This window comes from Rhodospirillaceae bacterium (genome assembly GCA_018660465.1).
Taxonomy (GTDB): domain Bacteria; phylum Pseudomonadota; class Alphaproteobacteria; order Rhodospirillales; family JABJKH01; genus JABJKH01.
In genome coordinates this window covers 33,466-58,062 of the sequence record JABJKH010000084.1, presented here as the reverse complement: position 1 = coordinate 58,062, position 24,597 = coordinate 33,466, and the positions used below count along the sequence as shown (strand labels likewise).

The 24,597-nt window shown below is 51.9% G+C and carries 27 protein-coding genes; 7 read left to right on the top strand and 20 right to left on the bottom strand.

Going from position 1 to position 24,597, the window contains the following annotated elements:
- Positions 1-79: 79 nt before the first annotated feature.
- Positions 80-667 (top strand): NAD(P)H-dependent oxidoreductase, encoded by a 588-nt coding sequence (locus HOM51_13250; GenBank protein MBT5035473.1) that lies wholly within the window; start codon positions 80-82, stop codon positions 665-667.
- Here the strand turns inward: HOM51_13250 and HOM51_13245 are convergent.
- From HOM51_13245 to HOM51_13235, 3 genes are all read right to left on the bottom strand, one after another.
- Positions 664-1,134 carry a nucleoside deaminase gene (locus tag HOM51_13245; protein ID MBT5035472.1) on the bottom strand — a complete coding sequence of 157 codons (471 nt, stop codon included), beginning with the start codon at positions 1,132-1,134 and terminating at the stop codon, positions 664-666. The two genes, HOM51_13250 and HOM51_13245, sit on opposite strands and share 4 nt — an antisense overlap.
- A complete protein-coding gene (locus tag HOM51_13240; protein MBT5035471.1) occupies positions 1,128-1,490 on the bottom strand; it encodes a nucleoside deaminase in 363 nt (120 codons plus the stop codon). The genes HOM51_13245 and HOM51_13240 overlap by 7 nt, the downstream gene beginning before the upstream one ends.
- A gap of 84 nt (positions 1,491-1,574) precedes the next feature.
- Positions 1,575-1,793, bottom strand: coding sequence for a hypothetical protein (locus HOM51_13235; protein ID MBT5035470.1), 219 nt, complete (start codon positions 1,791-1,793; stop codon positions 1,575-1,577).
- A gap of 132 nt (positions 1,794-1,925) precedes the next feature.
- Between HOM51_13235 and HOM51_13230 the strand changes: the two genes are divergently transcribed.
- On the top strand, positions 1,926-2,327 hold the full coding sequence (locus HOM51_13230) for a rhodanese-like domain-containing protein (protein MBT5035469.1): 402 nt from the start codon (positions 1,926-1,928) through the stop codon (positions 2,325-2,327).
- Here HOM51_13230 and HOM51_13225 read toward each other — a convergent pair.
- Entirely contained in the window at positions 2,302-3,228 is a 927-nt protein-coding gene (locus tag HOM51_13225; protein ID MBT5035468.1) for a DMT family transporter, read from the bottom strand. The two genes, HOM51_13230 and HOM51_13225, sit on opposite strands and share 26 nt — an antisense overlap.
- 28 nt (positions 3,229-3,256) lie before the next feature.
- Complete coding sequence (locus HOM51_13220; protein MBT5035467.1) at positions 3,257-4,156, bottom strand: MBL fold metallo-hydrolase; 900 nt, start codon at positions 4,154-4,156, stop codon at positions 3,257-3,259.
- A gap of 140 nt (positions 4,157-4,296) precedes the next feature.
- Here HOM51_13220 and HOM51_13215 point away from each other — a divergent pair, with 140 nt between their 5' ends.
- The 4 genes from HOM51_13215 (at position 4,297) to HOM51_13200 (ending at position 9,155) form a co-directional block, all read left to right on the top strand.
- Positions 4,297-5,166 carry an oxaloacetate decarboxylase gene (locus HOM51_13215; GenBank protein ID MBT5035466.1) on the top strand — a complete coding sequence of 290 codons (870 nt, stop codon included), beginning with the start codon at positions 4,297-4,299 and terminating at the stop codon, positions 5,164-5,166.
- Between the two features lie 106 nt (positions 5,167-5,272).
- Positions 5,273-7,474, top strand: coding sequence for a marine proteobacterial sortase target protein (locus HOM51_13210; protein MBT5035465.1), 2,202 nt, complete (start codon positions 5,273-5,275; stop codon positions 7,472-7,474).
- The gene (locus HOM51_13205; protein MBT5035464.1) at positions 7,471-8,067 is read left to right on the top strand and encodes a class GN sortase; all 597 of its coding nucleotides are present in this window, start codon (positions 7,471-7,473) and stop codon (positions 8,065-8,067) included. The genes HOM51_13210 and HOM51_13205 overlap by 4 nt, the downstream gene beginning before the upstream one ends.
- An 83-nt stretch (positions 8,068-8,150) precedes the next feature.
- Positions 8,151-9,155, top strand: coding sequence for a class 1 fructose-bisphosphatase (locus HOM51_13200; GenBank protein MBT5035463.1), 1,005 nt, complete (start codon positions 8,151-8,153; stop codon positions 9,153-9,155).
- 44 nt (positions 9,156-9,199) lie between these two features.
- Here the strand turns inward: HOM51_13200 and HOM51_13195 are convergent, their stop codons facing one another.
- The 3 genes from HOM51_13195 to HOM51_13185 form a co-directional block, all read right to left on the bottom strand.
- Positions 9,200-10,573 (bottom strand): TRAP transporter large permease, encoded by a 1,374-nt coding sequence (locus HOM51_13195; GenBank protein MBT5035462.1) that lies wholly within the window; start codon positions 10,571-10,573, stop codon positions 9,200-9,202.
- A gap of 12 nt (positions 10,574-10,585) precedes the next feature.
- A complete protein-coding gene (locus HOM51_13190) occupies positions 10,586-11,143 on the bottom strand; it encodes a TRAP transporter small permease (GenBank protein MBT5035461.1) in 558 nt (185 codons plus the stop codon).
- A 120-nt stretch (positions 11,144-11,263) separates the two neighbouring features.
- A complete protein-coding gene (locus HOM51_13185; protein MBT5035460.1) occupies positions 11,264-12,355 on the bottom strand; it encodes a C4-dicarboxylate TRAP transporter substrate-binding protein in 1,092 nt (363 codons plus the stop codon).
- A gap of 215 nt (positions 12,356-12,570) precedes the next feature.
- On the opposite strand from HOM51_13185, the gene HOM51_13180 reads away from it, so the two are divergent.
- A complete protein-coding gene (locus HOM51_13180) occupies positions 12,571-13,287 on the top strand; it encodes a GntR family transcriptional regulator (protein MBT5035459.1) in 717 nt (238 codons plus the stop codon).
- Here HOM51_13180 and HOM51_13175 read toward each other — a convergent pair.
- The 12 genes from HOM51_13175 to HOM51_13120 form a co-directional block, all read right to left on the bottom strand.
- Entirely contained in the window at positions 13,284-14,015 is a 732-nt protein-coding gene (locus tag HOM51_13175; protein MBT5035458.1) for a redoxin domain-containing protein, read from the bottom strand. The two genes, HOM51_13180 and HOM51_13175, sit on opposite strands and share 4 nt — an antisense overlap.
- 26 nt (positions 14,016-14,041) lie before the next feature.
- The gene (locus tag HOM51_13170) at positions 14,042-14,776 is read right to left on the bottom strand and encodes a redoxin domain-containing protein (GenBank protein ID MBT5035457.1); all 735 of its coding nucleotides are present in this window, start codon (positions 14,774-14,776) and stop codon (positions 14,042-14,044) included.
- Between the two features lie 207 nt (positions 14,777-14,983).
- Positions 14,984-15,322, bottom strand: a complete 339-nt coding sequence (locus HOM51_13165) for a Rieske 2Fe-2S domain-containing protein (GenBank protein ID MBT5035456.1) — start codon at positions 15,320-15,322, stop codon at positions 14,984-14,986.
- On the bottom strand, positions 15,319-16,155 hold the full coding sequence (locus HOM51_13160) for a methyltransferase domain-containing protein (protein MBT5035455.1): 837 nt from the start codon (positions 16,153-16,155) through the stop codon (positions 15,319-15,321). The genes HOM51_13165 and HOM51_13160 overlap by 4 nt, the downstream gene beginning before the upstream one ends.
- Positions 16,074-16,832: a metallophosphoesterase gene (locus HOM51_13155; protein ID MBT5035454.1), complete on the bottom strand. Its 759-nt coding sequence runs from the start codon at positions 16,830-16,832 to the stop codon at positions 16,074-16,076. Before HOM51_13155 ends, HOM51_13160 begins: the two co-directional genes overlap by 82 nt.
- Positions 16,833-16,983: 151 nt before the next feature.
- Positions 16,984-17,916 carry an NAD(P)-dependent oxidoreductase gene (locus HOM51_13150; protein ID MBT5035453.1) on the bottom strand — a complete coding sequence of 311 codons (933 nt, stop codon included), beginning with the start codon at positions 17,914-17,916 and terminating at the stop codon, positions 16,984-16,986.
- A gap of 44 nt (positions 17,917-17,960) precedes the next feature.
- On the bottom strand, positions 17,961-19,148 hold the full coding sequence (locus HOM51_13145) for a 2-oxo acid dehydrogenase subunit E2 (GenBank protein MBT5035452.1): 1,188 nt from the start codon (positions 19,146-19,148) through the stop codon (positions 17,961-17,963).
- A gap of 1 nt (position 19,149) precedes the next feature.
- Positions 19,150-20,127: an alpha-ketoacid dehydrogenase subunit beta gene (locus tag HOM51_13140; protein MBT5035451.1), complete on the bottom strand. Its 978-nt coding sequence runs from the start codon at positions 20,125-20,127 to the stop codon at positions 19,150-19,152.
- Positions 20,115-21,107, bottom strand: coding sequence for a thiamine pyrophosphate-dependent dehydrogenase E1 component subunit alpha (locus HOM51_13135; protein ID MBT5035450.1), 993 nt, complete (start codon positions 21,105-21,107; stop codon positions 20,115-20,117). Before HOM51_13135 ends, HOM51_13140 begins: the two co-directional genes overlap by 13 nt.
- Before the next feature lie 177 nt (positions 21,108-21,284).
- Positions 21,285-22,580 carry an aminopeptidase P family protein gene (locus tag HOM51_13130; GenBank protein ID MBT5035449.1) on the bottom strand — a complete coding sequence of 432 codons (1,296 nt, stop codon included), beginning with the start codon at positions 22,578-22,580 and terminating at the stop codon, positions 21,285-21,287.
- A 157-nt stretch (positions 22,581-22,737) separates the two neighbouring features.
- Positions 22,738-23,391, bottom strand: coding sequence for a TetR/AcrR family transcriptional regulator (locus tag HOM51_13125; protein ID MBT5035448.1), 654 nt, complete (start codon positions 23,389-23,391; stop codon positions 22,738-22,740).
- Between the two features lie 125 nt (positions 23,392-23,516).
- Positions 23,517-24,587, bottom strand: coding sequence for an alpha/beta fold hydrolase (locus HOM51_13120; GenBank protein ID MBT5035447.1), 1,071 nt, complete (start codon positions 24,585-24,587; stop codon positions 23,517-23,519).
- Positions 24,588-24,597: the final 10 nt, after the last annotated feature.

Here is a 24,597-nt window from a genome sequence, read left to right as displayed (position 1 = left end):
GCACCACGTCTGCAATACCGGCCTTGCGTTATTTGAGGGCGTTGATTACCTCTCACAAAGAAATTTATGGAGGATTCCCATGGCGGACGCGGTAAAAATTCTCGCTTTTTCAGGCAGTGCGCGGCGCGAGTCGTTGAATAAGGCGCTGGTCACTGTTGCGGCAAAGAAGGCTGAAGCCTTGGGTGCCGATGTCACTCTGGTCGATCTCAAGGATTATCCAATGCCGATCTATGACGGTGACTTAGAGGACGCCGAGGGATTGCCTGAGAGTGCAGAGAAACTACGGAATTTATTCAAGGAGCAAGACGGTTTCCTGATCTCATCCCCTGAATATAATGGGGGGTATTCGGCGTTACTGAAGAACACCCTCGATTGGTTATCCCGGCCTTACCCTGGTGAGCCGGTGTTGGCACCGTTTAGCGGCAAAGCCTGTTGTCTGATGTCTGCATCCCCGAGCGGTTATGCCGGGACCCAGGGCCTTGCTCAAATTGTACCGATCTTAGCTAAAATGCGATTGGTACTTCATCACCGGACTTTTTCATTGCCCTCAGCGCATGAATTCTTTGATGAGGCCGGTGAATTGAATGATCCGCACCAAAATGAGACGTTGGATTTAGTCATCGAAGGGGCGGTCGCGTTGGCAGGGCAGGTTTCAGGGAAGGGTTAACAGCCGCCGTATTTAGGCCCCCCTGCGTTGACGACATCTTCGCCGTCTTCCAGCCACATCTTTTTTATCTGCGCCCAGTAGGCTGCTGTTTCACACATCGGACACGGGCGACCACCATTTGTGACCATCTGGCAGTCTGATAAGTCACGGGTGCCGAGCCGTTTGGCTGCGTCGCGGATGGCTTCGGTTTCGGCATGGGCGGTGGCATCGTGGTGGATATGGCTGCGATTCCAGCCTTCGCCGACGATGATATTATCGCGGATGATCACCGCGCCGTAAGGCGTGCCGTCACCGCGTTCCGACCCAAGCCGCGCAAGGTCCCGAGCCCTATTCATAAACGTCAGGGGGCTGGGATTGACGGGTTGCCATAGTTTTTTGGAAGCTTTTGCATGCGCGATCACAGATACCAAAGGCACAGCGGCTAGACTCGCTAAAATACGCCCTAAAATATTTCGGCGGCTTAGCATCGATTGATCCTTGGTCTGCCGCCCGGGCTTAGGTCACTTCCAGAAATTAAGTCGTCAATGTTGGCCCAGCTTGCCGCTGCTTCACACATCGCGCAGGGTGCCGACGTTGAATACATCTCGCAGCCTGACAGATCAGCGGTCTTGAGTCGGCGGCTTGCGTCGCGGATGGCTTCCATCTCCGCATGTGCGGTGGGGTCGCCGCTGACGACGACCCGGCTTGGCCCCAGACCGACGATTTTATCGTCTTTGACGATTACCGCACCATAGGACTGATCACCGGTACGGACGGCAAGTGCTTCCATTTCCTGGGCCTTCTGCATGAAGGCCTTACGGGCTTTGGGTAGGGTATTGGTCATGGAGGGAAGTATAGAACACTTGGGGAGCACCCCAAAACAGTTCTGGGGTTAGAGCATTGGATCGTTGATTAAGCTCACAGAAGCTTAGTTTACAGGCAGTGCCAACACGTTATCTTGGGTACCAAGCACCGGCTTGACCAGGCGTTCCATGCGATGGATGCGGAGTGCTAGGTCACGGGACGCGATTTTAGCTTCGTCTTCGCTCATAAAGCCTTGGGTAAGTGCCTGCGTAAGATGATGCTTTTCCCGTGCTAAATTCGTTGCATAGCTTTTTAAATAACCGATATCCATTTTATTTGCCATTTTCCGCTCCTCAAATAGGTGACTAAAGAAGCCGTCGTATGGTTATGTATAAACCGGTAATGTGTCTAAGATATGTCCTAGATGTATCAATTTAATGACAGAATGTAACAAGATATAGTAGGAGTTGCCAAATTGAGTACAGTTGTATCCGACATTTCCGCCGCCAATTCTTCCGATGCACTCAGACACTTTGAGGCGCGGTTGGGCTTTGAAACTGATTGTTGGGACGTCCACTACGCCCTGACGGAGCAAGAGGCCGATTTTGTGCTGGTGGATGTCCGTTCACCGGACCTTTTTGCCGCATGCCATGTGCCGGGCGCCGTTAACATTCCCCACGGAAAAATGACGGAACGACGGATGGGAGAATATCCGGAAAATACGTTATTCGTGGTCTATTGCGCCGGACCGCATTGTAACGGTGCCAATAAGGCGGCTGTTCGATTGGCCCGGCTCGGATGCCCGGTTAAAGAAATGATCGGCGGGATCGAAGGCTGGAAAGACGAAGGATTTAAGCTTGAAATTCCACAGCTTTAGGTCGATGCAGGCTGACTAAGGCAATCGCCCCAAGGATCAACGCAAAGCCGATCCAAATGCGCGGTGATAAGGGTTCGTCCATCAACCATACACCGCCCAGCATCGCCGTTAGGGTGTTCAGTCCAATTGTGATGGAAACTTGCGTCGGTGTTATCAGCGCCAATGCCCGACACCACAAGTAAACCATGAGTGCCGCACCCGGAACGCCCAACCAGACAACAATGGCCCAGCTTTTCACATCAAAATTTAGGGACCCGGAAAATGGGTGCTCTAGAAATAGCGCCAGCACGAACATGAACAAACTGCCGACCGCCATGGTGTAGGTAAGAACCGGTAAGCTGCCATAACGGGCAATATAGCGTTTGGAGAAGACGTTGAAGATCGATGTGCCCATGACCCCGATCAGAAAATAGATATCCCCCTGGAGAGCGTTCGGCGCGATGGCGCCTAATTGTTCACCTAGGGCAATGACGATCCCCACAATTCCCAGAGCGACAGCTGCGAGCTTAATTCCGGTCAGTTGCTCTACGCCGACGGCGACCGCAATGATAAGCGTCATCAATGGCATTGTAGAAAAGATTAAGCCGCCGTGGGCAGATGTCGTAAATTCCAATCCCAAAGCCATGAAATAAGGGAAGCCGGAGAACATCACCACGCCCAAGGCCGCCATTCCTATGACATCTTGGCGGGAAAATACTTTTTGTTTCAGTGTCGGGTATAAAAATATGAGCAACGCGATCGCGCCCATTCCATAACGGGCAAAGCTCAACGACAAGGGGTCTGTTTGGTGGATAATCAGGCGGGTTAATGCGACCGTCGTGCCACCCAAAATGGTGGACAGACACGCAAATGTCAGGCCCACAATAACCGTGCGCAAGGGAACCGTCGAAAGAGGGAGCATGTCCGCTAGGGTATCCTTGAAACGTTAGTTACTTATCCATTCCCGAATAGACGATTTTCAGGAATGTCTTGGTATTCAAGAAGCCCTTGCCCCATTTTACCTCAATTTTTTTTACCGGAGTGCTAAGGGCAAGCTCGTCATAGGGTTGTTTCTTGGCGCGCGCGGCGATACTCAGCTTTTCGACACCCTTCAACATATCGCGAAATGCGATCAGCTTGGCTTTGTCAGCGAGGGGGCCATGGCCGGGGATAATTTTGGTTTTGTCGTCGGCGATGCTCAGGATCGTATTGGCCGCCTTAATCATACCAGCGATAGAACCGCCATGTTCTGTATCGATGAATGGGTAGAACCCATTGAAGAACGTATCCCCCGTATGAATGACATTGGCCTTCTTGAATTGTACAAACGAATCGCCATTGGTATGGGCGTTTGGAAGGTGGCGAATTAGAATGGTTTCACCATCAAGATGAATTGTCGTGTCATTGGAAAAAGTCATAATCGGCAGTGCACCCTTGGGTGCAGCCGGAACTTTCATTCCAAATGCCTTTAATTCCTGTGGAGCGCTCATCAATTTACGGACATTGTCGTGCGAAATAATAGTCGCACCTGCCTTGCCCATATTTTCATTTCCGCCGGAATGATCGAAGTGCCAGTGAGTGTTCAACAAAAGACGCACCGGGTCAGGCGTGATTTTCTTAATGGCCGCCAGAATTTTCGGGGTCAGTGGTGCGAATTGGTCATCAATCATGAACACGCCATCCTTACCCGCGAACAGCCCGATGTTTCCACCTGAACCCTTTAGCATGTAAATCTTATCCGTGAGGGGGATGGTCTCGACTTTTACCTTCGAAAAATCCTGTGCCGCGTTTGTAGATTCCGTAAAAAGCAAAACTGAAAGGGCGAGTGCGGTGAAGATGATGCGGTTCATGGTATTGTCCTCCCGTTGGGTGCGGCAATAGGGACGATTTTACTCCCTTTTATCAAGGAAAAATTTGGCAGAGGGAGCTGTTGCCGTGCGTTAGTTTCGCGATTACTGTTGTCCGAATTCAAAACTGGAGGATTGAAATCATGGATTGGACGGATCGCCGCGAACGGTTTCGCACTGTTATTGACGGAGATATTTGCGTTAACCCGGGCTCAGTTTACGATCCCATATCCGCACGAATCGCTGAAGACCTGGGATTTGAGATTGGTATGTTTGCGGGCTCTGTTGCCTCCCTCGCGGTACTTGGTGCTCCGGACCATATTGTCTTAACCCTCAGCGAATTTACTGATCAGGCGTATCGCATTTGTCGGGCCGGTAATTTGGCGCTGATGGTCGATGCGGATCATGGCTACGGGAACGCGCTGAACGTGATGCGGACGGTGGAAGAGCTGGAAACCGCTGGGGTCTCTGGCATGTCGATCGAAGATACCGAATTGCCCACGCCTTACGGCACGGTCGGAAGTGCGCAGCTTTTGTCGGTCGAAGAAGGTGTTGGCAAAATGAAAGCCGCGGTTGCGGCCCGCCAAGATTCCCGCTTTGTAATTGCCGGACGCACCAGCGCTGTTGGGATGACCGGAGTTGAAGATGCGATCAAGCGGGTCACTGCCTATCAGGAATGCGGCGTCGATATGATTTTCTTGGTTGGCGTTAAAACCCGTGAACAACTCGAAGCCGTTGCAGCAGAGGTCTCCCTGCCAATTATGCTCGGCGGGGGAGGTCCAGAATTAGCGGATAAAGAATATATCGCGTCCCAAGGGGTGCGAATCGCGCTGCAGACACACAAGCCCATCATGGCAGCGGTACAGGCGACCTATGACACGCTGAAGGCGTTGCGGGATGGCACGGCACCAGGAGATATAGATTATTTCGCCAAGCCCGATCTGATGAAGCAACTCACCCGCGCAGACGACTACGACAGCGCAATGGCGAATTATCTCGGAGATGATGCCTAAAAAACGCCCTAAAAACGATCACAGAATGCCCTAATCCCAGCACACTTTAGCCTGGATCAGGTGGTCTTCTCCAAGTCTGAAATTCACAGACTTGGAGCGATCTCCTATGTACGATTCCTATGGTGCACATGACGGCTATGAACCGCAGCCGTTTCGAATATTTATCATCCTGATGATCGGCGCTTTTTTGTATTTGGCGCTGGCATTTGGATTTTCAGAAGCGCGTGCTTCAGAAACACAAGACAATGGGTTGTTATTCAAAACTCATGAGAAGGGCCAATTCCTGCCTGCCCCATTGTTGGGGACAAATGTAGACATCGACGTTTCCGGCATCGTTGCCCGGGTTCATATTCGTCAGTTCTATATGAACCCAACCGATAAATGGCTGGAAGGGGTCTATGTCTTCCCTATGGCCGACAAATCGGCAGTGGACACACTTAGGCTAAAAATTGGCGAGCGCATCGTTGAAGGCGAGATAAAAGAACGAAGTCAGGCGCGCCGCATTTACCAAGCTGCCAAGAAAGAAGGCAAGAAAGCGGCCCTCTTGGAATCCGAGCGCCCAAATGTTTTTACGGCATCAGTTACGAACATCGGTCCTAAAGAAGCGATCATTGTCGAAATGGCCTATCAAGAGACCGTGGCGTTCAAGAATGGCGAGTTCCGTCTGCGCTTCCCGATGGTTGTCGGTCCCCGTTATACGCCAAAGAAGGAAGGCAAGGTGTACCTCTCCGGATCTGAAAATAAATTGGAAAGTGAGGCTTGGGTCTCACAACCAGTAATGCCACCGGGGGCGGGGAAAGTTAATCCAGTGAACGTGACGGTTCGGCTTGGCGGCAAATGGCCGGTCTCAGAAGTTAAAAGCCATCACCATCCGGTTATTGTAGAGAATGATATATCCGGCAACGTTGTCGTCAAACTCGCGCGGGGGCCTGTGCCCGCAGACCAGGATTTCGAACTGACGTGGCCAGCGAATGATGACGTTGCGGCACCAATTTTATTTAGCGAAGAATGGAAGGGCGAGAAATTTGGCTTGGTGATGATCTCGCCACCGGGCAGCAAACATTTTGCGATGCCGCGTCTGCGTCGTGAACTTATTTTTGTCATTGATACGTCCGGCTCGATGGCGGGGGAATCCATCCGTCAAGCCAAGGCGTCTTTGCTTGAAACAATTGAGAAACTTCAGCCGACGGATGTTTTCAATATTATTAAGTTCAATAATTTAAGCAGCGCATTGTTCGGCGAAGTCGTGCCTGCTAATGAGCGAAATATCGATACAGCCCGAGCCTATATCAGACAGCTTCAGGCGGGGGGTGGGACTGAAATGCTCTCCGCCCTGACGATGGCGCTTGATGGCCGTTGGGACAAATCGCGGCTGCGGCAGGTCATTTTTATGACCGATGGCGCGGTTTCGAACGAACAGGAATTATTTCAAATCATCACAGACCGCGTTGGCGATGCGCGTTTGTTTACGGTCGGGATTGGCTCCGCGCCCAACCAACATTTTATGCGGGGGGCTGCCCGGCAGGGTCGGGGAACCTTTACGTTTATTGGCGCGCCAGATCAGGTTGGGAAACGCATGGCGCAACTTTGGGATAAGCTCGCAAAACCAGTCGTGACCCATTTGACCGCGAAACCCCTGGGCGACGGATCGCTTGATATTTGGCCCAATCCAATTCCAGATTTATTTTCAGGTGAGCCCGTTGTCTTTGCTTTTCGGCATGACAAGAATCTTGAAGGAATCAAGGTCTCAGGAATTGGCGCCGATGGACCCTGGGTTCACGCTTTAAAATTAGAAACAGCTATCCCTGGCCAGGGAATCGCAAAACTTTGGGCGCGAGAGAAAATCGCGGGGATAGAAAGCAGTTTTTTTCAGGGAAAGACACCGGAGCAGGTGCGCGACTCGGTATTGAGCACAGCGCTGCAATTTAACCTTGTGACCCGCCATACATCATTGGTCGCGGTGGAGCAAAATTCGTCGCGTCCTAATAATGCTCCTCTTATCACCAAGAAGATGCCAACCAACTTGCCCCAAGGATGGAAGCCTAATTCACCGGATATGGGCGGGACCGGGTTTCGAAAGAAATTGCTGGAGCGGGCGCGTCGGCACTACAAGGCCGCAGGTCCGGCGTTGATGGCTTCTGCCGCGCCTGTCGCTGACATTGCAGGGCCGACGGGGGCGGGCAATCAATCCCTTCATTTGCCGCAAACGGCAACACTTGGCGAACTTTACCTTTTGATTGGTTTCGTTCTGCTTTGCCTAGGACTTATTGTTTGGTGGACCGACCCGTGGCGACGGGAGACACCATGAAGCCCCACACCATGAAGCACCGGACCCATGTGTTTGTCCTCAGCTTCTTAATCATTGCGGGGGCGGCTTTCGCCGGGGTCGGTCTATGGATACCGATGAAGGCCGCCCTGGCGCAAATCCTCCTAGAAAAGGCTTGGCAGGAAACGCGGCAAGGAAATAGCAAGGTCAGACCCAACATGCCCGCCAAGCCGTGGCCTTGGGCTGACACGTGGCCGGTGGCAAAGCTGACGATGAAGGGCGAAAGCCTTTATGTATTGGCAGATGCAGGGGGACAAAGCTTGGCCTTCGGCCCGTCCCATGTCAGAGGCTCCGCGTCGCCGGGAACCGCTGGAACCAGTGTCATCGCCGCCCATAGGGACACACATTTTAAGCCATTGCGGCATGTTCAACTTGGCGATGTTGTTAAAATTGAACGTCCAGACGGAATTTCTCATTCATACAAAATTAGACACACCTGGGTGCTGGAAACCTCCAACCTTATCTTGCCACGTCAAGATGGCACGGATCGGGTAATTCTGGTCACCTGTTGGCCATTTGACAGCAAGATCATAAACCCGAAACAGCGCCTCGCTGTCCTCGCGGAACGGATATAGAATTTGCCATCAGGGCACTGGCGGATTAAACCAAGGGCTAGGGAATATTTAACAGATTAAGAGATTTGGAGACCATGTCGGACATCCCAAAGACCTTTATGCATTTCAATCTTGAGGAACAGCGCCGCCTAGGGGCCAGCGGGGATTTTACCCTGTTAATGAGTGATATCGCGACTGCGTGCAAAGTGATCTCCGATCAGGTTAATCACGGCGCGTTAATTGGCGTGTTGGGCAGTGCCGGGACGGAAAACATTCAAGGGGAGACCCAGAAGACACTGGATGTGCTGTCGAACGAGGTTTTCATTCAAGCGAATATTCCGGGCGGAAATTTGGCGGCTATGGCGTCGGAGGAAATGGATGATATTTATCAGATTCCGGCAGAATATCCTTTAGGAAAATACTTGTTGGTTTTCGATCCTCTCGATGGATCATCAAACATTGACGTCAATGTCTCGGTCGGCAGTATATTTTCTGTGCTGAAGTGTCCAGACGGAATTGACCAACCTACAGCAGCAGATTTCATGCAGCCGGGCACAGAGCAAGTCTGCGGCGGGTATGCGCTTTATGGGCCGTCGACCATGTTGGTGGTGACCACCGGCAATGGCGTGAATGGGTTTACGTTGGACCGTAACGTTGGTGACTTCATCCTGACCCATCCCGATATTAAAATCCCTGAAGATACACAAGAATACGCAATAAATGCCTCCAATGCGCGGTTCTGGGAAGCACCAGTCAAACGCTATGTGGACGAATGCTTGGCAGGTGAAACGGGGCCTCGGGGTAAAAACTTTAATATGCGTTGGGTGGCCTCAATGGTTGCCGACGTCCATCGAATTTTGAGCCGCGGCGGTATCTTCATGTACCCCATGGATAGTAAAATTCAAAAGCAAGGTGGCAAGCTGCGACTAATGTATGAAGCCAACCCGATGTCGTTTATCGTTGAACAGGCGGGTGGTCTGGCTTCAACAGGACGCCAACGCATTATGGATGTGCAGCCGGAAAAGCTACACCAACGAGTGCCGGTGATTATGGGGTCGAAAAATGAAGTCGAACAAGTTGTCAGCTACCACGCGGAATCTGACGCCTAAACTTACTTCTCTTATGTTACTTCGCTTATGTTACTTCGCTTATGTTACTTCTCTGGCGTAAGTATCCCTAGGTATTCCAAAAAGTCAGTTCCGGGATTGTTATCCACCAGATAAAGACTGAGATCCGGGAACGCGATCAGCAAGATCAGCACCAGCAGCATGGTGACGGCGAACGGAAATGCGCCGGCGAATATTTCAAACAACGTGATCGATTTGTCGTCGAGGGTGCTCTTGATGACAAACACCGATATCCCCAAGGGCGGGGTCAGCAATCCAATTTCGGCAGCGATCACGGCGATGATGCCGAACCACACCATGCTCAGGTCTAAGTTATCCAACACTGGCAGGAACAGCGGCACGACAATCAGGATCATGGAGGCGGTATCGATCACGGTGCCCAATAAAACAAACATGACGACGACCATGGTCATGAGAAGCGGGACAGTCATTTCCTGTTCGACGAGCCACTCGCCGAATAACGTCGGTAGCCCGGCGACTCCCAGCATGCGACTGTACATCGATGCCGCAATGATCAGGAAGAGGATCGATGCTGTTATGTGGCCTGTATCCATCAGGACTTCCCAAAATCCGCGCCAATCGATGCTTCTTTTTAGCAGGGCAATGACCAGCGCAACCGTTGATCCGGCGGCACCGGCTTCAACAGGAGTAACAATGCCTGAATAAATGCCGCCCAAGACCACAACGATTAGAACACCAACCGGGAACAGTTTTTTTGTCACGCCGAGTACTGAAAAATGTTCCCATTCTTCTTCGGGGATTTCCACGCCTGTGCCGCCTACGAACTTTGGTGCGACATACGACATCACGACGATCAACAGGCAGTAGGCAATCGTTAAAACTATACCGGGGACAATGCCTGCAATGAACATTTCACCGACCGATTGCTCGGCGACGATGGAGTAAATAATCAGCATGGCACTTGGCGGAATCAACATGCCAAGCACGGAAGACCCTGCGACCACGCCGACGGAGAACATAGCGGTATAATTAAAGCGCCGCATCTCAGGGACAGAAACCTTGGTGAATACTGAAGCCGACGCAATGGAGGAGCCGGTAATCGCTGCAAAGATGGCATTCGCGGCAACTGTGGCGATGCCGAGACCACCGCGAACTTTGTAAAAGAAGAAGTTGGCAACTTCGTAGACGTCTTTCCCGAGACCAGATTTGCTGACCAGTAATCCCATTAAAGAAAACAACGGTATCGTCGCGAAGACTGAATGTGAAACCGTGTCGGCGACGGCCAGGCTCAGCAGGTTGATGGGCAGCGTAATGCCGCCCTTCATGATTAAGACACCGAGAAAGGAAACCAACCCCAATGCGACTGGAATGTAGAGCCCAAGATAGATCAGGACGACAATAAGGACGACCGAGCTAATACCAATTGAAACCGGTTCCATAAAGCTTACGTCCTAATCGGTTGATAATGCGGGGGCGTCTGAAGAAACATCTTCAGGCTGCCGTGCGCGAAAATGATGCAGCGCCATGCGGATAAAATGAAGCATGGTGATAACGCAGCCAATGATAATGATCAATTTGATTGGCCACGTGGGCGCGGTAAAGCGGCCCTCATCACCCTTATAAAAGTTTTCTACCCATGACTGAACGAGTATGGGCCAGCTTCCGTAAAGAATAACGCCGAAGAACAGAGCCCCCGTTACATCCCACAGGCCGGATAGCCGATGTCCCCACGCTGGGCTTTTGCGGCTAATAAGATTTAGAAAACCGTCTGATCGGGTCATCCGCCCCTTGCGGGTCGCGTCCCCCAACTGAAGAAACACGATGCCGATCAGCGACAGTTCGATCATCTCGATGACGCCGACAACGGGAGATAGCAAAATATTACGACCAAAAACATCCGCGTTAATTAGGGCCGTCAGCGCAAATACCCAAATCGTTCCTGCGGTATTTAGGATCGAGAGAACCCAATCCAATCCCTTATTAAAGGTTGCGCCAAATTGTTCGAGCATGCTCGGGGACCTAGAATACTAATTTTTATGAGATGGTAAAAATACGCTCGGGGCGCCACCAATCGGCGGCGCCCTTCACGTTATCAGCTATTCGGACCTAAAGTGTCCGAAAAGATACTCTTATTTGTCCCAATGACGAAGGATTGGCTGATTGCCAGCCCGCATGGCATCCATGTAGAACTTCAGAGCAGCCGTACCCGGCAGGCCCTTCTTGTCCAATGAAGCAGCCCACTGCTTACCAACCGAAGGCATGCCTTTGGCCCAAGCCATACGTGCATCTTCGCTTACGGGGACAATCGTGCCCTTCTTTTTCACAAAGACCTTCTTCATTTTTGCGGCCTTCTTCATCGCGAAACCAGCCATGTGAACCCGGTATTTGATACCTTCGTCCTGAAGAACTTTCTGCACTTCCGCAGGAAGCTTGGCCCAGGTCTTGCTATTGACGGTAATCGCCTTGGAGTTCACAGCGCCCATCCTGGCATCCAGCATGTAAGGAGCAACTTGGACCAGTTTGAACTTACCAGCCGCTGCTTCGACCCAAACGATCGCGCCGTCAACAACGCCGGTCTTCAATTTGTTGTAGTAACCAACCAAGCTACCACCAACACCAACTGCGCCTAAGCCTTTAAGCCACTTCAAGTTGGCACCGGCGCCAGCGATCTTCAATCCTTTGAGATCGGCGGGGTTGGAAATTTTCTTCCTGGTGAACATGTTGTACGTATCAAGAACCACCAAGTTTGTCAGATAATGTTGATTGTACTTCTTCCAAGCACCCTTCATTTTTGGGAACTTATTGGCCATGTCATCAACAGTTTTGGAAATCAGGCCACCATCGGTCGAAACGAAGGGTGTGTTATAAGCGACGCCCTGCATCGGAACTTTATCAGGGTGGAACACGGTGGTAACGACACCAATGTCGCCAAGACCTTTTTGAAGACCTTCAAGAACGTGCTTAGGCTTGACGATTTGTCCGCCCCAAGCCTGATTCCATTTAATCTTGTAGTTGCCGGTTTTTGCCAGCGCCTTATCGATATTCGGAATGTAGAATTTCTGAAATCTGTTGACCCAACTGGCTTTGGTTGGATAACCGTCAATGGCCGTCAGCTCGATGGTTTTCGTAGCATGGGCCGGTGAGGACAGTCCGATCACGGTGACAGCGGCAGCTGCCAGGACCGAGAACGAAACTTTTGTCATTGTTTTATTGCGAAACATGGAGCCTCCAAGGAATTTCTGTTGATTTGTGATTTGTTAGACGCTCAAAAATATCTAGATTCTCAGTATTGTCAAATTATGTTCGATATTTTGGCAAAAGTATGGCACATACAATTCCGGTAAAGATTAGTTGCTGATTCACATAAAGATTGGCCGGGTACAGCATATAGGTGTACCTTATTTTTCAATCATCCCATTTAGCCACGGTAAAACAGATGAACGAGTTAAAAAACGCCTTATCTGGGAACGAAGATTCCGCGTCACATCCGGGGACATTGGCGACGTCTGTCTACGATCATTTGCGCCAGGATATTCTTAGCGGGGACTTAGCACCGGGAGAAAAGTTGCGTTCTGATTCGCTACGCGGTCGCTATGATGTAGGCAACAGCCCCTTGCGGGAAGCCTTGAACAGGCTTTCTGTCGATGGGTTCGTTATTCGTGAAGACCAAAAAGGGTTTAGCGTCGCCAACGTCAGCAAGGGCTGTTTGGAAGAACTTATCCGTACTCGTTGCTGGTTGGAAGAAGTGGCTTTAAGGGAATCCATTCGCAATCGGACTGTCGAATGGGAAGAGCAGGTGGTCTTGTCATTCCACCATCTTTCGCGCACAGAACGGTATTTGGATGACCAGAGTAAAACGCCAAATGCCAAATGGTCCGAATTACATCGCGCCTTTCATATGACCCTCATTGATGGATGCAATTCCCATTGGATGCTCGGCTTTTGTGCTCAGTTGTATGATCAGGCGAGCCGTTATTGCCAACTTGCTGATGAAGCTGGTTTTATCGAACGGGATTCACTTAAAGAACATCGTTTGCTTATGGACGCTGCCATTGACGGCAACGCGGACGAAGCCATCCGGATCATGTTATCCCACTATAACCGGACAGCAGATATTATTCTGAACTCGGATTTGAAGTTCTTTGAATCCTAGGGCGTGTTTTTAAAACGCCCATGTTCTTCATAGTAAGCGTCTACGAGATGGTGCTTCTTTAGAATTTCGGGCCCGGCCCTGACAAAATCCCATAACGCCACGATTCCACCCGTGTACATGGTTCTGAACATGTTCCAAGCGCCGCGTGTGGCGCGAAGTTCTGCCAAGGGGGCATTTTCAAGGGTGTGTAAGTTCTCGCGATCATTTAGCGCATCGCGAACCAAATCCACCGACGTCCAGTTGCAGCGATAGTGCACGGTGCCATCAGGTCGGATGATATAGACGATGTTCGGCATGGCACCGTAGGCGCGATGAAAATCGCCCTCAAAGCTATCGACGAGAACGCGCCGGTGTTCACCGTACCGGGGGGCGACTAAAGCTGCCGCCTTTTTCTTTTCTTCGATGGATTTATGCTGATGCAAGCGTTCACCAGGATGCGCTTCACGCACATAGACCAGTAAGAATTCAACGTCGGTGAATTGATCCACGACCTCTTTCATGCGGGCGATGTTCTTGGTGTACATGGAACACGTCGAAGACCCGGTTTCGATAACCGTCCACTTGCCTTTGAAGTCGGAAAGCTTCACGTCATTACCGGTTGCTAAATCAGTGACCGTGAAATCCGGTGCGACCTCGCCAGCAGCCGGACCAACAAACATTTCAAAATTATATAATTTAACTTTGAAACGTGCGTTGTTGTAATCCAGAGTTTGAGCTTCTTCAGACATTCCCCAGCCTTCCCATATTTGTTTTATTAATTCGGTTGTTGTTTAAATTTGCCGTGTTTCTTGTAGTAGTCATCGACTAGCTTGTGGCGTTTGGCCAATTGTGGGCCGGCCTTGACGAAATCTATCAATGCGAGGAACCCGCCCGTCCACATGGTGCGTAGCGACGTGTAAACCCCACGCGATGCTTTCAGGCTTTTGACGTCGGCGTTTTCCATCGTATGAAGGTTCTCGCGGTCGCTCAATGCTTCGCGTAGTCCCTCAGCCGTGGCCCAATTGCAGCGATAATGAACTGTGCCATCCGGGCGAATAACATACATCGTGTTGGGCATGGCGGCATACTTTAGGTGATGTCCACCATTGATTGAATCAACCAAGATTTTGCGGTGTTCGCCATAGCGCGCTTTCAACAATTTGGCGGCTTCGACTTTTTCTTCGATTGAACGGTGCTGGTGCAGTCGTTCGCCGGGGTGTGCCTCACGCACATAGATCAGGCGGAATTCCACATCGGGGAAGTCGTCCTCGATGGCTTTCATGTCTGGGATGTTCTTGGTGTACATGGAACAGGTGGCGGACCCGGTCTCTAGTACCAGCCATTTTCCTTTAAAATCAGAAATTTTGACTTCTTCGCCTGTGTCCAAGTCTGTCAGGGTAGTATCAACTGCGGGATCACCAGCAGCAGGCCCGACGAAAACGTCCCAGTCATATTGTTTCACCATAAAACGTGGTGCGTTATAAACCATTTTTGGCTTTGCATCCGCCATATTAAAACCCTCTATTCTCTTGCTTCGAAATTGTTAGAATAAGCTGCACACTGGACCGGCGAGACTATAGCCTTATAGACGTGCGGTTACACCTCTGGCTCTCGGATTTGTGAAGGCATTTTCCCCTAATTGCGCTAGAAATAGGCTGAAATTTATCGAAATTCAAATCAAATCGATAATTTAATCGATTCTATGGGACAATTGTTTTTAAGTCTCCTCAATATAAAGTCCGCCGTCTTTGGTCTCTGACGGTAGTTTGGTTAACTGATCACCAACGCAGAGGCCATCGACGCCTTCGCCATCCTCAATTCTAAACAAGGCCCCGTGCATACCACACCGCAAGAGTGTTCCATCCCCATTAAAGAATTTACCCTGAATATGATCGAGCAATGCACCGGCATGCGGGCAAAAGTTTAGATAAACGATGTAATTTCCGTCTTTCCGAACAGCGAAAATATTTCGCTGCTTTCCCTCAACGAGACCGATAAAGCCCTTGGCTTCTCCTTCGCCGATGTCTTCCAAGTCGCAGAGCTTTGCCTGTGTCATAAATTTTCCTTCGCCTTAATTGCTTCCAGCCGGACTGCGGTCACGGGGCCGAAAGGTGTATGTTCTGAGATATCGAGCTGGTCAAATCCTGCCTGCCTCGCCGCATCGACAAGTTCGTTTTCCAGCATCACGCCGCCCAAGGATGTATTCCACGCGCCGGGGTCTTGGGCAAGTTCGACGTCAAGCTCGCCTAAGCGAATGAGATCGCGCGCAACCAGCCTGCCGCCGGGCCGCAAGATACGGATAATTTCCTTGAATGCCACTTCTTTGTAGATTGTCAGATTCAGAGACGCGTTCGCAATTACAAGGTCGGCAATGTTGTTGTTTAGGGGAAGGCACTCGATATCGCTCGCCAGCAGGGAGATCGCCGCACCCTTAATAAGGTCTGCTCCTTCTCCAACCCTTAGCAGCATTTCGGAGGCCAGGTCGATGGCAATGATTTTCGCATCTTCTGGCAAGTCTTGCGCCAGAAGCAGCGTATCCAAACCAGCGCCACATCCCAAATCGACGGCAAGATTGACGCCTGCCAGATCAACACCTGCCAAGCCATAGCCGCAACCGCTATAGGTATCTGCCACACCGGATGGCAGATTGTTGAGTTTGTTTTGGGGGTAACCGACCGAAACCGCGCGTTCGGCGGCACCCGGTCTAAATGTATCCTCAGCCGCCATGCGATCATAGCGGCGGCGGATTTGCGCCTTAACCTGCTCCTCCCACGAGGGAGGAGCAGTAAGTTCAAGGCCAGCCATGCTTAGTGAGGCATGTGGTCCGGATTCCAGAAGGTTCCGCTTCGGATCATCCCGGCAATACGGTCGCCATGTTCGATCCAGCAATTTTCGTTCTTCGTCGCTTGCTCTTCACAGTCGAATTCGACGTGTTCAATGCGGGTGTCCCACTTGCCATCTCCAAGGTATTCAACAACGCCATAGGACGGACGCGGATCGCCATCCCACTGCATTCCGACAGCGGCGACACAGACGATGGTCTGATCGCCAACTTTGCGCACGAAGGGGCCGTGAATATGACCGTGCGCCATAACTTCGGCATCGACGGTCTTAATCTTATCGGCAACCTCATCATCGGTCAGCCGAAGCGGAATTGCGTCTTCATCACCAATCTCATAAGGCGTGCCATGGAAGATATGAAAGTCGTGGCCGTATTCCGGCGTAATCGTCATCGTGAAAGGCAGGTTCCTGAGGTAATCAAGCTGCTCTTCTGACAAAAGCTCACGGGTCTGCTTCGCCATGCCAAACATCCAAGCTTGGTGCGGGCTTTTCGGTTCGTGGGTTTCCCAACGTTTGTTAACGACCCACAGGTCCAAGTTGCCGACAACCGATACAGCCTTAGGGCGGTTCATGATGTTATCAACGACTTCGGCTGGATCGGGGCCCAGCATGATCAAATCGCCAATGACGATTTCCCGGTCGGGATTTTCTTTATCGACCGCCGCTTGAACAGCTTCCAATTGGGGCAGTTGTGCGTGAATGTCGGAGTAGAGACATATTTTCATTTCTTCAATCCTTCCTGAGAAAATCGGTTACGGACCGTTGTCCGCCCATCCAAATGCCAAGGGCGCATAAAAATCCGTAACTGATATATTGTCAACGCCCTATCGAATTTAAACCGGCAGTGCGTATATTTTCGATATTTATGGAGATCGACTAAAGGCCGGTCCCCACGTCTTTGTCTTCTGATTTCAGCTCCAAGTTGGCGGCTTTCGCGACCATATGCAAAAGTGCGCCAAAATCTGTATCCGTGTAGCCATGGCCAATCATCGTTTGAATAGCGTCTCGAGTCGTCGTTGCAACAGGCATGGGGACTTCGAGTTCCCGCGCAGCCGTTAGGCCCAAGTCCATATCTTTCCGCAGCAACAATGGCGTAAACGTCGGAGTCAGGTCCAAGTTAACGAACGTCGGTGTTTTATAGCGAGAGAACATGGAGCCCATGACGCTCTTGTTAATAAAGTCCAAGAACGCATGACGCGGCACGCCGCCTTTTTCTGCCAGTACGGTGATTTCCGCCAGCGACTGGGTCACCACGCCTAAGAAGACGTTATGGCAGATTTTGACCATACGGGCCAATTCACCTTCGCCAACATAGCTGACGCCAATGGCGATTTCTTCCAGATATGGCAGGGCTTTCTCAAAGGCTGGCTTTTCGCCCGATGCCACGATGCTGAGTTTGCCCGCAACGACGACCTTGGCATTGCCGCTGACCGGCGCGTTGATCATATCGGTGCCCATTTCCTTGGCCGCCAAGCGAACTTTCTTCGCCGCTTCTTCGTTGATGGAGGTGCAATCGATCAGCAACTGAGGTTTTGTGTCTTTGGATAGAACGCCATTTTTACCCAAAGTCACTTCAACAAAATCATCCGGGCCGCCGACGATGGTGAAGACGATGTCTCTATCTGCCAAATCTGATGGATTATCGACGATGGTCGCGCCCAATTCGGTCAAGGGTTCGGCCTTGGCGCGGGTACGGTTATAGACAGAAACGTCGCAACCGGCTTTCAAAAGTCGCGACACCATGGCGTAGCCCATGCGGCCCGCACCAATCCATCCAATGGTATATTTCGTAAGATCGTTCTCAGCCATAACTCTGCTGTTCCTTCCAAGTGAATTAAATATTAGGGGACCGGCTAGCCCAACTCGGCTGCCCAGTCGGTTTCTTCAAGAATTTGTCGGACCCGGCCCAGGAAGGCACCTGAATAGGCGCCGTCAATAGCGCGGTGGTCGAATGATTGCGCCAGCACACCAACAGGGCGAATGACGATCTCGTCCCCGTTGTCGCCTTCTATGACCACAGGTTTTTTGCGCACCCCATCGGTTGAAAGGATGGCGACTTGCGGTTGGTTGATGATCGGCGCTGTAATAAAGGTCCCGGTACTGCCATTGTTGGATAGGGTGTAGGTTGCGCCGGTAAAGTCGTCACCGGACAGCTTTCCATCCCGAGCCTTGGCAGCGATCTCGTTAATTGCCTTGGCCAAGTCCGGCACTGATAGCTCATCAGCATCCCGGATCACCGGAACAACCAGACCCTCGTCACCCAAATCAACCGCAATGGCGAGGTTGATCTTTTTGTGAATGTGTAAGGCTTCGCCAACAACGCTGGCATTGACGCGCGGGAAGTCGGCAATTGCTTCACATACTGCATTGCCAATAAAGGGTAGATAGGTGAGGGAGAAACCTTGTTCCGCCTTCCAATTGTCCTTAATCGACCGCCGTGCGATATCCACCGCAAGAAAATCAACTTCCACAGCCTGCAAGACATGCGGGCTGGTCGCTTTGGAGCGAACCATGTGTTCGGCGGTTAACTTGCGGGTGTAGGTAAAGGGAACCACTTCGGCGTCACCATCTACAATAGGGGCCGCGCCGCCAATGTGAGCTAGCACGTCCTTCTTCTTAATCCGCCCGTCTCGGCCCGTGCCGGTAATGTCAGCAGCATTCAGGTTATGTTCAGTCAGAAGCCGTGCCACAACGGGCGAAATCGGTGCCGCGTGAGTGGGTTTGGCCATAGCGGGTTTAGATGGTTTTTTCTGGGTAGGTGCGGCACTCGGTGCGGCAGCAGCGACAGGCGCGGGTGCCGATGTTTCCTTGCCGTCATCGATCACCGCCAGAGTAACGCCGACATCCACGGTCTCGCCTTCGGCTACCAAAATTTCGGTCAAGGTTCCGGCGACAGCTGCCGGGATCTCGGTTTCAACTTTGTCTGTCCCGACTTCGAACAACAACTCGTCGGCTTTGATCTTATCGCCAACCTTCTTGTGCCAAACCGTAACCGTGCCTTCGGTGACGGTCTCGCCCAGTTGCGGCATGATGACATCCATGTCAGTCGACCTCCCGCCGGATGGTCTCGACGATGCGTTCGGGTGTCGGCAGGTACTGGTCTTCCAGGTCGTCTGCTGACGGGATCGGGCAATGGGGCGATGTGATGCGAATGATTGGGCCGTCCAAGTCGTAGAACATCTCTTCCGCAACGATGGAAGAAATCTCAGCCCCCCAGCCGCACAGCCGTGGGTTTTCTTCGACGGTGACCAAGCGTCCCGTGTGTTCAACTTCCTTGAAGATCGTTTGGGTATCGAGCGGTACCAAGCTGCGCACATCGACCACGGTCGCTGACACACCATCTTCTTGTTGCAGACGGTCGGCGGCGGCCATTGCCCGGGGCACCATGGCAGCGAGTGCAACGATGGTGACGTCGTCACCCTTCCGAAGTACCTTGGCTTTGCCGAGTTCATCAACCAATTCACCGTCAGGTACTTCGCCCTTGGTGGCATACAAAGATTTTTGTTCGAAGAAGATGACGGGGTCCGGATCGCGGATGGCGGCGGCAAGCAGGCCCTTCACGTCCGCTGGTGTTGAAGGGGCGACGACCTTCAGTCCAGGAACGGCCATGGCCCAGTTTTCAACGCTTTGCGAATGCTGAGAACCGAACCGGGAGCCGCCACCGTTGGCCGTCCGAATGACCAGCGGCATGTTGAATTGGCCGTCGGTCATGTAACGCGCCTTGGCGATTTCGTTGACGACGATGTCCCAGCAGACCGCCAAAAAGTCCGAAAACATAATTTCGGCGATGGGTTTTAAACCGGTCATGGCCGCCCCCATGGCCGCGCCCAAGATTGCTTGTTCGGCAATGGGGGTGTTGCGGACTCGGGTCGGGCCGAATTTATCCAGCAGACCGACTGTCGTTTTGAACACACCACCCGCTTCGGCAACATCTTCGCCTAGGAACACGACGCTTTCGTCGCGTTCCATTTCCTGGGCGATGGCTTCGGCTACGGCGTCTCTATAGGCTAATTCCGCCATGACGAGCCTCCATCCGCCCAAAGGTTTGTTTCAATCGCATCCAAGGACGGCGTGGGGGATGCCTTGGCTTCTTCGGTCGCCTGATCGACGATGGCTATGGCGTCGGATTCCAGTTTAGAAATTACTTTCTCGGCAATGCCAAACTCCGCCAAGCGCCCCCGGTACATATCAATCGGGTCACGCTTCAGCCATTCTTCCAATTCGCCGTCCGGGCGATAGTCTGCGGGGTCGGCACGGGAATGACCACTATGGCGATAGGTTTTTGCCTCAATCAGGGACGGACCCTCTCCCGCACGCGCTTTGGCAAAAGCAACCTCTGCGGTGCGGTAGACTTCGTCGGCGTCGTTGCCATCAATAATGATTTTTTCGAGCCCATAGGCTGATGCCCGATCCGCTGCCGGATGTTCGACAGGGATCACTTCTTCAATCGGGGTGTATTCCATATAAAGGTTATTCTCGCAGACAAAGACCACGGGCAGCTTCCAAACCGCCGCCATGTTAATGCCTTCGTGGAAGGCACCGATGTTGGTCGTGCCATCGCCAAAGAAGCAGACGGACACCTGATCCGTGCCGCGGTATTGCGCCGACCAGGCAGCCCCAGCGGCTATCGGGATATGCGCGCCAATGATGGCGTAAGACCCCATCGCGCCATGTTCTGCACTGGTCAGATGCATCGATCCACCCTTGCCATGCAGCAGGCCACATTCACGCCCCATCAATTCACCAAGGATGCCGGTCATGGACGAGCCTCTAACCAAGGTATGGTTATGGCCGCGATAGGTACAGAACGTGTAATCATCGGAATGCATCGCCGCACCGAAACCGGCAGCGACGGCTTCTTGCCCAAGACCCAAATGACTGGTGCCCTTTACAAGATTTTGCAAAAAAAGGTCGTAGGCACGCTTTTCCATGTAGCGGCATTCGAGTAGCAGCCGATAAAGTTCAAGCCGTTTCTCTTCGCCGATGTCGTCGTTTTCCATCTTATCGTTTGGCACGGATTGCTCCTTGGTTAAACGTTTCTTAAATTGTGCCGCTGAGCACCCTTCGAGACGCGCTTTCAGCGCTCCTCAGGATGAGGTGTCTTTAAATCAACCTCATCCTGAGGAGACTGCGAAGCAGTCGTCCCGAAGGGTGCTAGGCGGCACAAAGTCTCCTAATTAGTACGGGTTCGCAATCGGCAGTTCATCAGCTGGGAACAGGGTGATCACCTTGCACCCGTCCGCCGTGACAACAACTTCCTCTTCAATCCGTGCGGCTGAATGGCCGTCGGCTGCCGGGCAGTATGTTTCCAGCGCGAACACCATGCCTTCCTTAAGCTCCATCGGGTCATCGAAGGAAACCAACCGTGAAATAATTGGTCGCTCATGCAGCGCCACGCCAAGACCGTGACCAAATTGTAGCGCAAAGGCTTCCATTTCGTCAGTAAAGCCAAACTCGTGTGCTTCAGGCCAAACGGCGGCGACTTGATCCGTGCCGACACCGGGTTTGATCATTGCAATCGAGGCATCGATCCATTCACGGGCTTTCACATAAGCGTCCCGTTGCGGAGGTGTCGCCTTGCCAATATTGAAGGTGCGGTAGTAGCACGTGCGATATCCCATATAAGCCTGAATCACGTCGAAGAAGGCTTGATCGCCCGGACGTAAAATCCGGTCGGTAAAGTTGTGGGGGTGGGGCATGCAGCGCTCGCCGGAAACCGCGTTAATAGCCTCAACATCGTCAGAGCCTAGGTCATAAAGCATCTTGTTCGCAGCCGCGACCAAGTTGGCTTCACTAACCCCCGGCTTCATCATTTCGAACATCATGTGATAGGTGCCGTCGACCATGGCGGCGGCTTGATTCAAGAGCATGATTTCATCCATGCTTTTGATCTCACGCGCGTTGAGCATGATCTGTTGACCGTCAACCACGTTAAGGCCAACTTTTTGCAGTTCAAACATCATCGGCGGCTCACAAATATCAACGCCGATGGGCTGATCTGCAACACCTGCATCAACCAGCATCTGCTTGATTTCCTTGGCAGCGCTTTCCATGAAGCCAGCGCTCGGTGGTACCGTACCCCGAAGCCCAATCATGCCTGCGTGGCAGCAACCGGTTGGCAGCCAAGGGGAGTGCAATCTGTGGTGAGCCGCAGCCGAACCAAAGTCCCAAACGTGTGGATCACCGTCACCGGCTAGAACGCAATACCGGGCAATTTTATCCCGCGACCATTCACCAATAGAGGTGCTGGAAATATAGCGGATGTTGTTGTTATCAAAGCAAAGCAGGGCACCAAGGTCTGATTCCTTCAGCGCTTGCCGCGTGCGACCCAAGCGATATTTATGGAGGCGGCTAAAATTCACCCGCTCTTCAAAATCCACAGCGGAATGACCCGGTGCAGGAATGGCCCGGTCCCAATGGTAGTTGGGGTTGATGTCCTCTGGTTTAATGATATCCGGCTCATAACTTGCCATGACGTATGTTCTCCTAATCAAATGCACATCGATATGAGTGCAAATTTATAAATTTCTCAGTTACAGAAATGATTCCATGTGGGTCTTACAGCGTCAACTAACCAAATTACTCTTAGCTCTATGTATGGGCTCTATGCATGGGCTCTATGCATGGGCCCTATGCATGGTCCTTTTTGTTAACCTCTCTAAAGCCCGCAGATATAAAAGGAACAAGATCGGCAAAGATCGATTGCAAGTCTTTAGAGCTTTTTGTGCCGCCGGGAAGAACTTCGTAACGGCCGGTTTCAGCACATACATTCAGCATGGCACCAATCATAAATTGAAAGCTCGATAATACAGTTAGATCGGAACAGTTCGGCAGGCTCCGTTTTAGCTCATCAATGAAGATCAGCGACGATTCATCATAACATTTGCCAACTACAGGCTGCCAACGCCGGGAATTTGCAATTTGCGCCATCATTTTGGCATAGTTCTTCCAACCCGGATCGCTATCGATTACACGTTCAAAAAAGGGCCATAGGTACGCATGAACAATTTTTTTCACCGGGATTGGCTTGCCTTTAGCCGCTGTACGGGCGTCTTCCAATTCGGTCTGACGACAGTCCGTAAAGTAGCCCGCTCGGCGGGTCACGACCGATTCAAAAAGCTGCTCCTTGGGGCCGAAATGATATCCAATTAATGCCAATTGAACCTCGGCAAGCTTGGCGATATCCCTGATAGATGCACCATCGAAACCGTTGAAGGCAAAAAGCTCCTCGGCGGCATCAAGAATCTGAGTTTTACGATCAATGACGGGATTAATTTTATTCAATTGAAGCTCCGAATCAGGAGTGATTGCCAACATTGATTGAACGTATGTATAAATTATACGTACGTTCGATCAATGTCAACTTTTAGGCAATTTAAAGTTTGTGAAATAAATATGGCGTCTGGGCGTCATGACCTGACTCCCAACTGCACCGCCATCCAATCAGACGTTGCTGCATCATAAACATACCGCCGGTTATTCGCAACGTGGCCCCCTCTCTCAACGATCAAAAGTTCCGTCGGGCCTGATGCTTCGCGGGCCAGCCGTTCTGCGTCGGTATAGGGAAACAATCGATCCAATTCACCGGTAACAACGAACAGCGGACAGGTGATGTTTTTGGCGACGTCGACGAGGGACAGCTTTGCGGCCACGTCTGCGGCGTCCTCCAGGGTTTCGCACTGCGCGCGCACCCGAAAAGTGTCTTTGGACATTGGTGGGAAGGCGTCCCAGCGTTCGCCAAAATCAAACGGGCCCGATAGCGAGATACAAGCTTTTAGGCGCTTCTCAAACGCCGCCGCTCGGGGCGCGTAATAGCCACCCATGCTAACACCCCAAACACCCATGCGTTCCGCATCGACATCGTCGCGCGTTTCGACAAAATCACAGACGGCGGTAACGACAGCTTCATAGTCGGGACGGATGGGCCAATCATATTCACCTTCGCCTTGACCAGGGCCATCGAAGGCAAGCGTCGCCATGCCGCGCCGGAGGTAATTTGCCTCATTCGCGCCCATCTCTTCCTTGGTCGAATCAAGTCCCATGCACATGATCAGAATTGGGGGGGTGTCCACTCCCTTGGGTATCCGTAGATTACCGTAGATTGTGCTGCCCTCGTAAGGGATTTTGACACGTTCGGCAGGTGGGTCGAGATAGGGCAGGGCCAGCTTGTGACAGTCGACCGCTTTCATATGCGCGGCCTTCATCTGGTCAAGATCAATTACAAACAGATACTTGGCGAAATGGTACAGCACAGCCGCGCGGGTCAGGTGCTCACCAGCACTGATGAAAAGCTTTTGCGCCAGCGCGTCGCGCCCCATTTTTTCATGTAAGGCCGCGCGTTCAGAAAATCCAGCGCACCAGTCTTCCCAACGATCCAAACCCGCCGTGACTTCCTGAAAGTCAGCCAGCGGAACACCGTTGGAAACAAACCTTCCGCCCCAATGGGCGACGGCTAATTCTACGCGCGGGTCCTTTGCCATGTTAACGACC

Coding starts and splice junctions, on each gene's coding strand:
- HOM51_13250 (MBT5035473.1), top strand. CDS start 80: ATGGCGGACGCGGTAAAAATTCTCGCTTTTTCAGGCAGTGCGCGGCGC.
- HOM51_13245 (MBT5035472.1), bottom strand. CDS start 1,134: ATGCTAAGCCGCCGAAATATTTTAGGGCGTATTTTAGCGAGTCTAGCC.
- HOM51_13240 (MBT5035471.1), bottom strand. CDS start 1,490: ATGACCAATACCCTACCCAAAGCCCGTAAGGCCTTCATGCAGAAGGCC.
- HOM51_13235 (MBT5035470.1), bottom strand. CDS start 1,793: ATGGCAAATAAAATGGATATCGGTTATTTAAAAAGCTATGCAACGAAT.
- HOM51_13225 (MBT5035468.1), bottom strand. CDS start 3,228: ATGCTCCCTCTTTCGACGGTTCCCTTGCGCACGGTTATTGTGGGCCTG.
- HOM51_13220 (MBT5035467.1), bottom strand. CDS start 4,156: ATGAACCGCATCATCTTCACCGCACTCGCCCTTTCAGTTTTGCTTTTT.
- HOM51_13215 (MBT5035466.1), top strand. CDS start 4,297: ATGGATTGGACGGATCGCCGCGAACGGTTTCGCACTGTTATTGACGGA.
- HOM51_13210 (MBT5035465.1), top strand. CDS start 5,273: ATGTACGATTCCTATGGTGCACATGACGGCTATGAACCGCAGCCGTTT.
- HOM51_13205 (MBT5035464.1), top strand. CDS start 7,471: ATGAAGCCCCACACCATGAAGCACCGGACCCATGTGTTTGTCCTCAGC.
- HOM51_13195 (MBT5035462.1), bottom strand. CDS start 10,573: ATGGAACCGGTTTCAATTGGTATTAGCTCGGTCGTCCTTATTGTCGTC.
- HOM51_13190 (MBT5035461.1), bottom strand. CDS start 11,143: ATGCTCGAACAATTTGGCGCAACCTTTAATAAGGGATTGGATTGGGTT.
- HOM51_13185 (MBT5035460.1), bottom strand. CDS start 12,355: ATGTTTCGCAATAAAACAATGACAAAAGTTTCGTTCTCGGTCCTGGCA.
- HOM51_13180 (MBT5035459.1), top strand. CDS start 12,571: ATGAACGAGTTAAAAAACGCCTTATCTGGGAACGAAGATTCCGCGTCA.
- HOM51_13175 (MBT5035458.1), bottom strand. CDS start 14,015: ATGTCTGAAGAAGCTCAAACTCTGGATTACAACAACGCACGTTTCAAA.
- HOM51_13170 (MBT5035457.1), bottom strand. CDS start 14,776: ATGGCGGATGCAAAGCCAAAAATGGTTTATAACGCACCACGTTTTATG.
- HOM51_13165 (MBT5035456.1), bottom strand. CDS start 15,322: ATGACACAGGCAAAGCTCTGCGACTTGGAAGACATCGGCGAAGGAGAA.
- HOM51_13155 (MBT5035454.1), bottom strand. CDS start 16,832: ATGAAAATATGTCTCTACTCCGACATTCACGCACAACTGCCCCAATTG.
- HOM51_13150 (MBT5035453.1), bottom strand. CDS start 17,916: ATGGCTGAGAACGATCTTACGAAATATACCATTGGATGGATTGGTGCG.
- HOM51_13145 (MBT5035452.1), bottom strand. CDS start 19,148: ATGGATGTCATCATGCCGCAACTGGGCGAGACCGTCACCGAAGGCACG.
- HOM51_13140 (MBT5035451.1), bottom strand. CDS start 20,127: ATGGCGGAATTAGCCTATAGAGACGCCGTAGCCGAAGCCATCGCCCAG.
- HOM51_13135 (MBT5035450.1), bottom strand. CDS start 21,107: ATGGAAAACGACGACATCGGCGAAGAGAAACGGCTTGAACTTTATCGG.
- HOM51_13130 (MBT5035449.1), bottom strand. CDS start 22,580: ATGGCAAGTTATGAGCCGGATATCATTAAACCAGAGGACATCAACCCC.
- HOM51_13120 (MBT5035447.1), bottom strand. CDS start 24,587: ATGGCAAAGGACCCGCGCGTAGAATTAGCCGTCGCCCATTGGGGCGGA.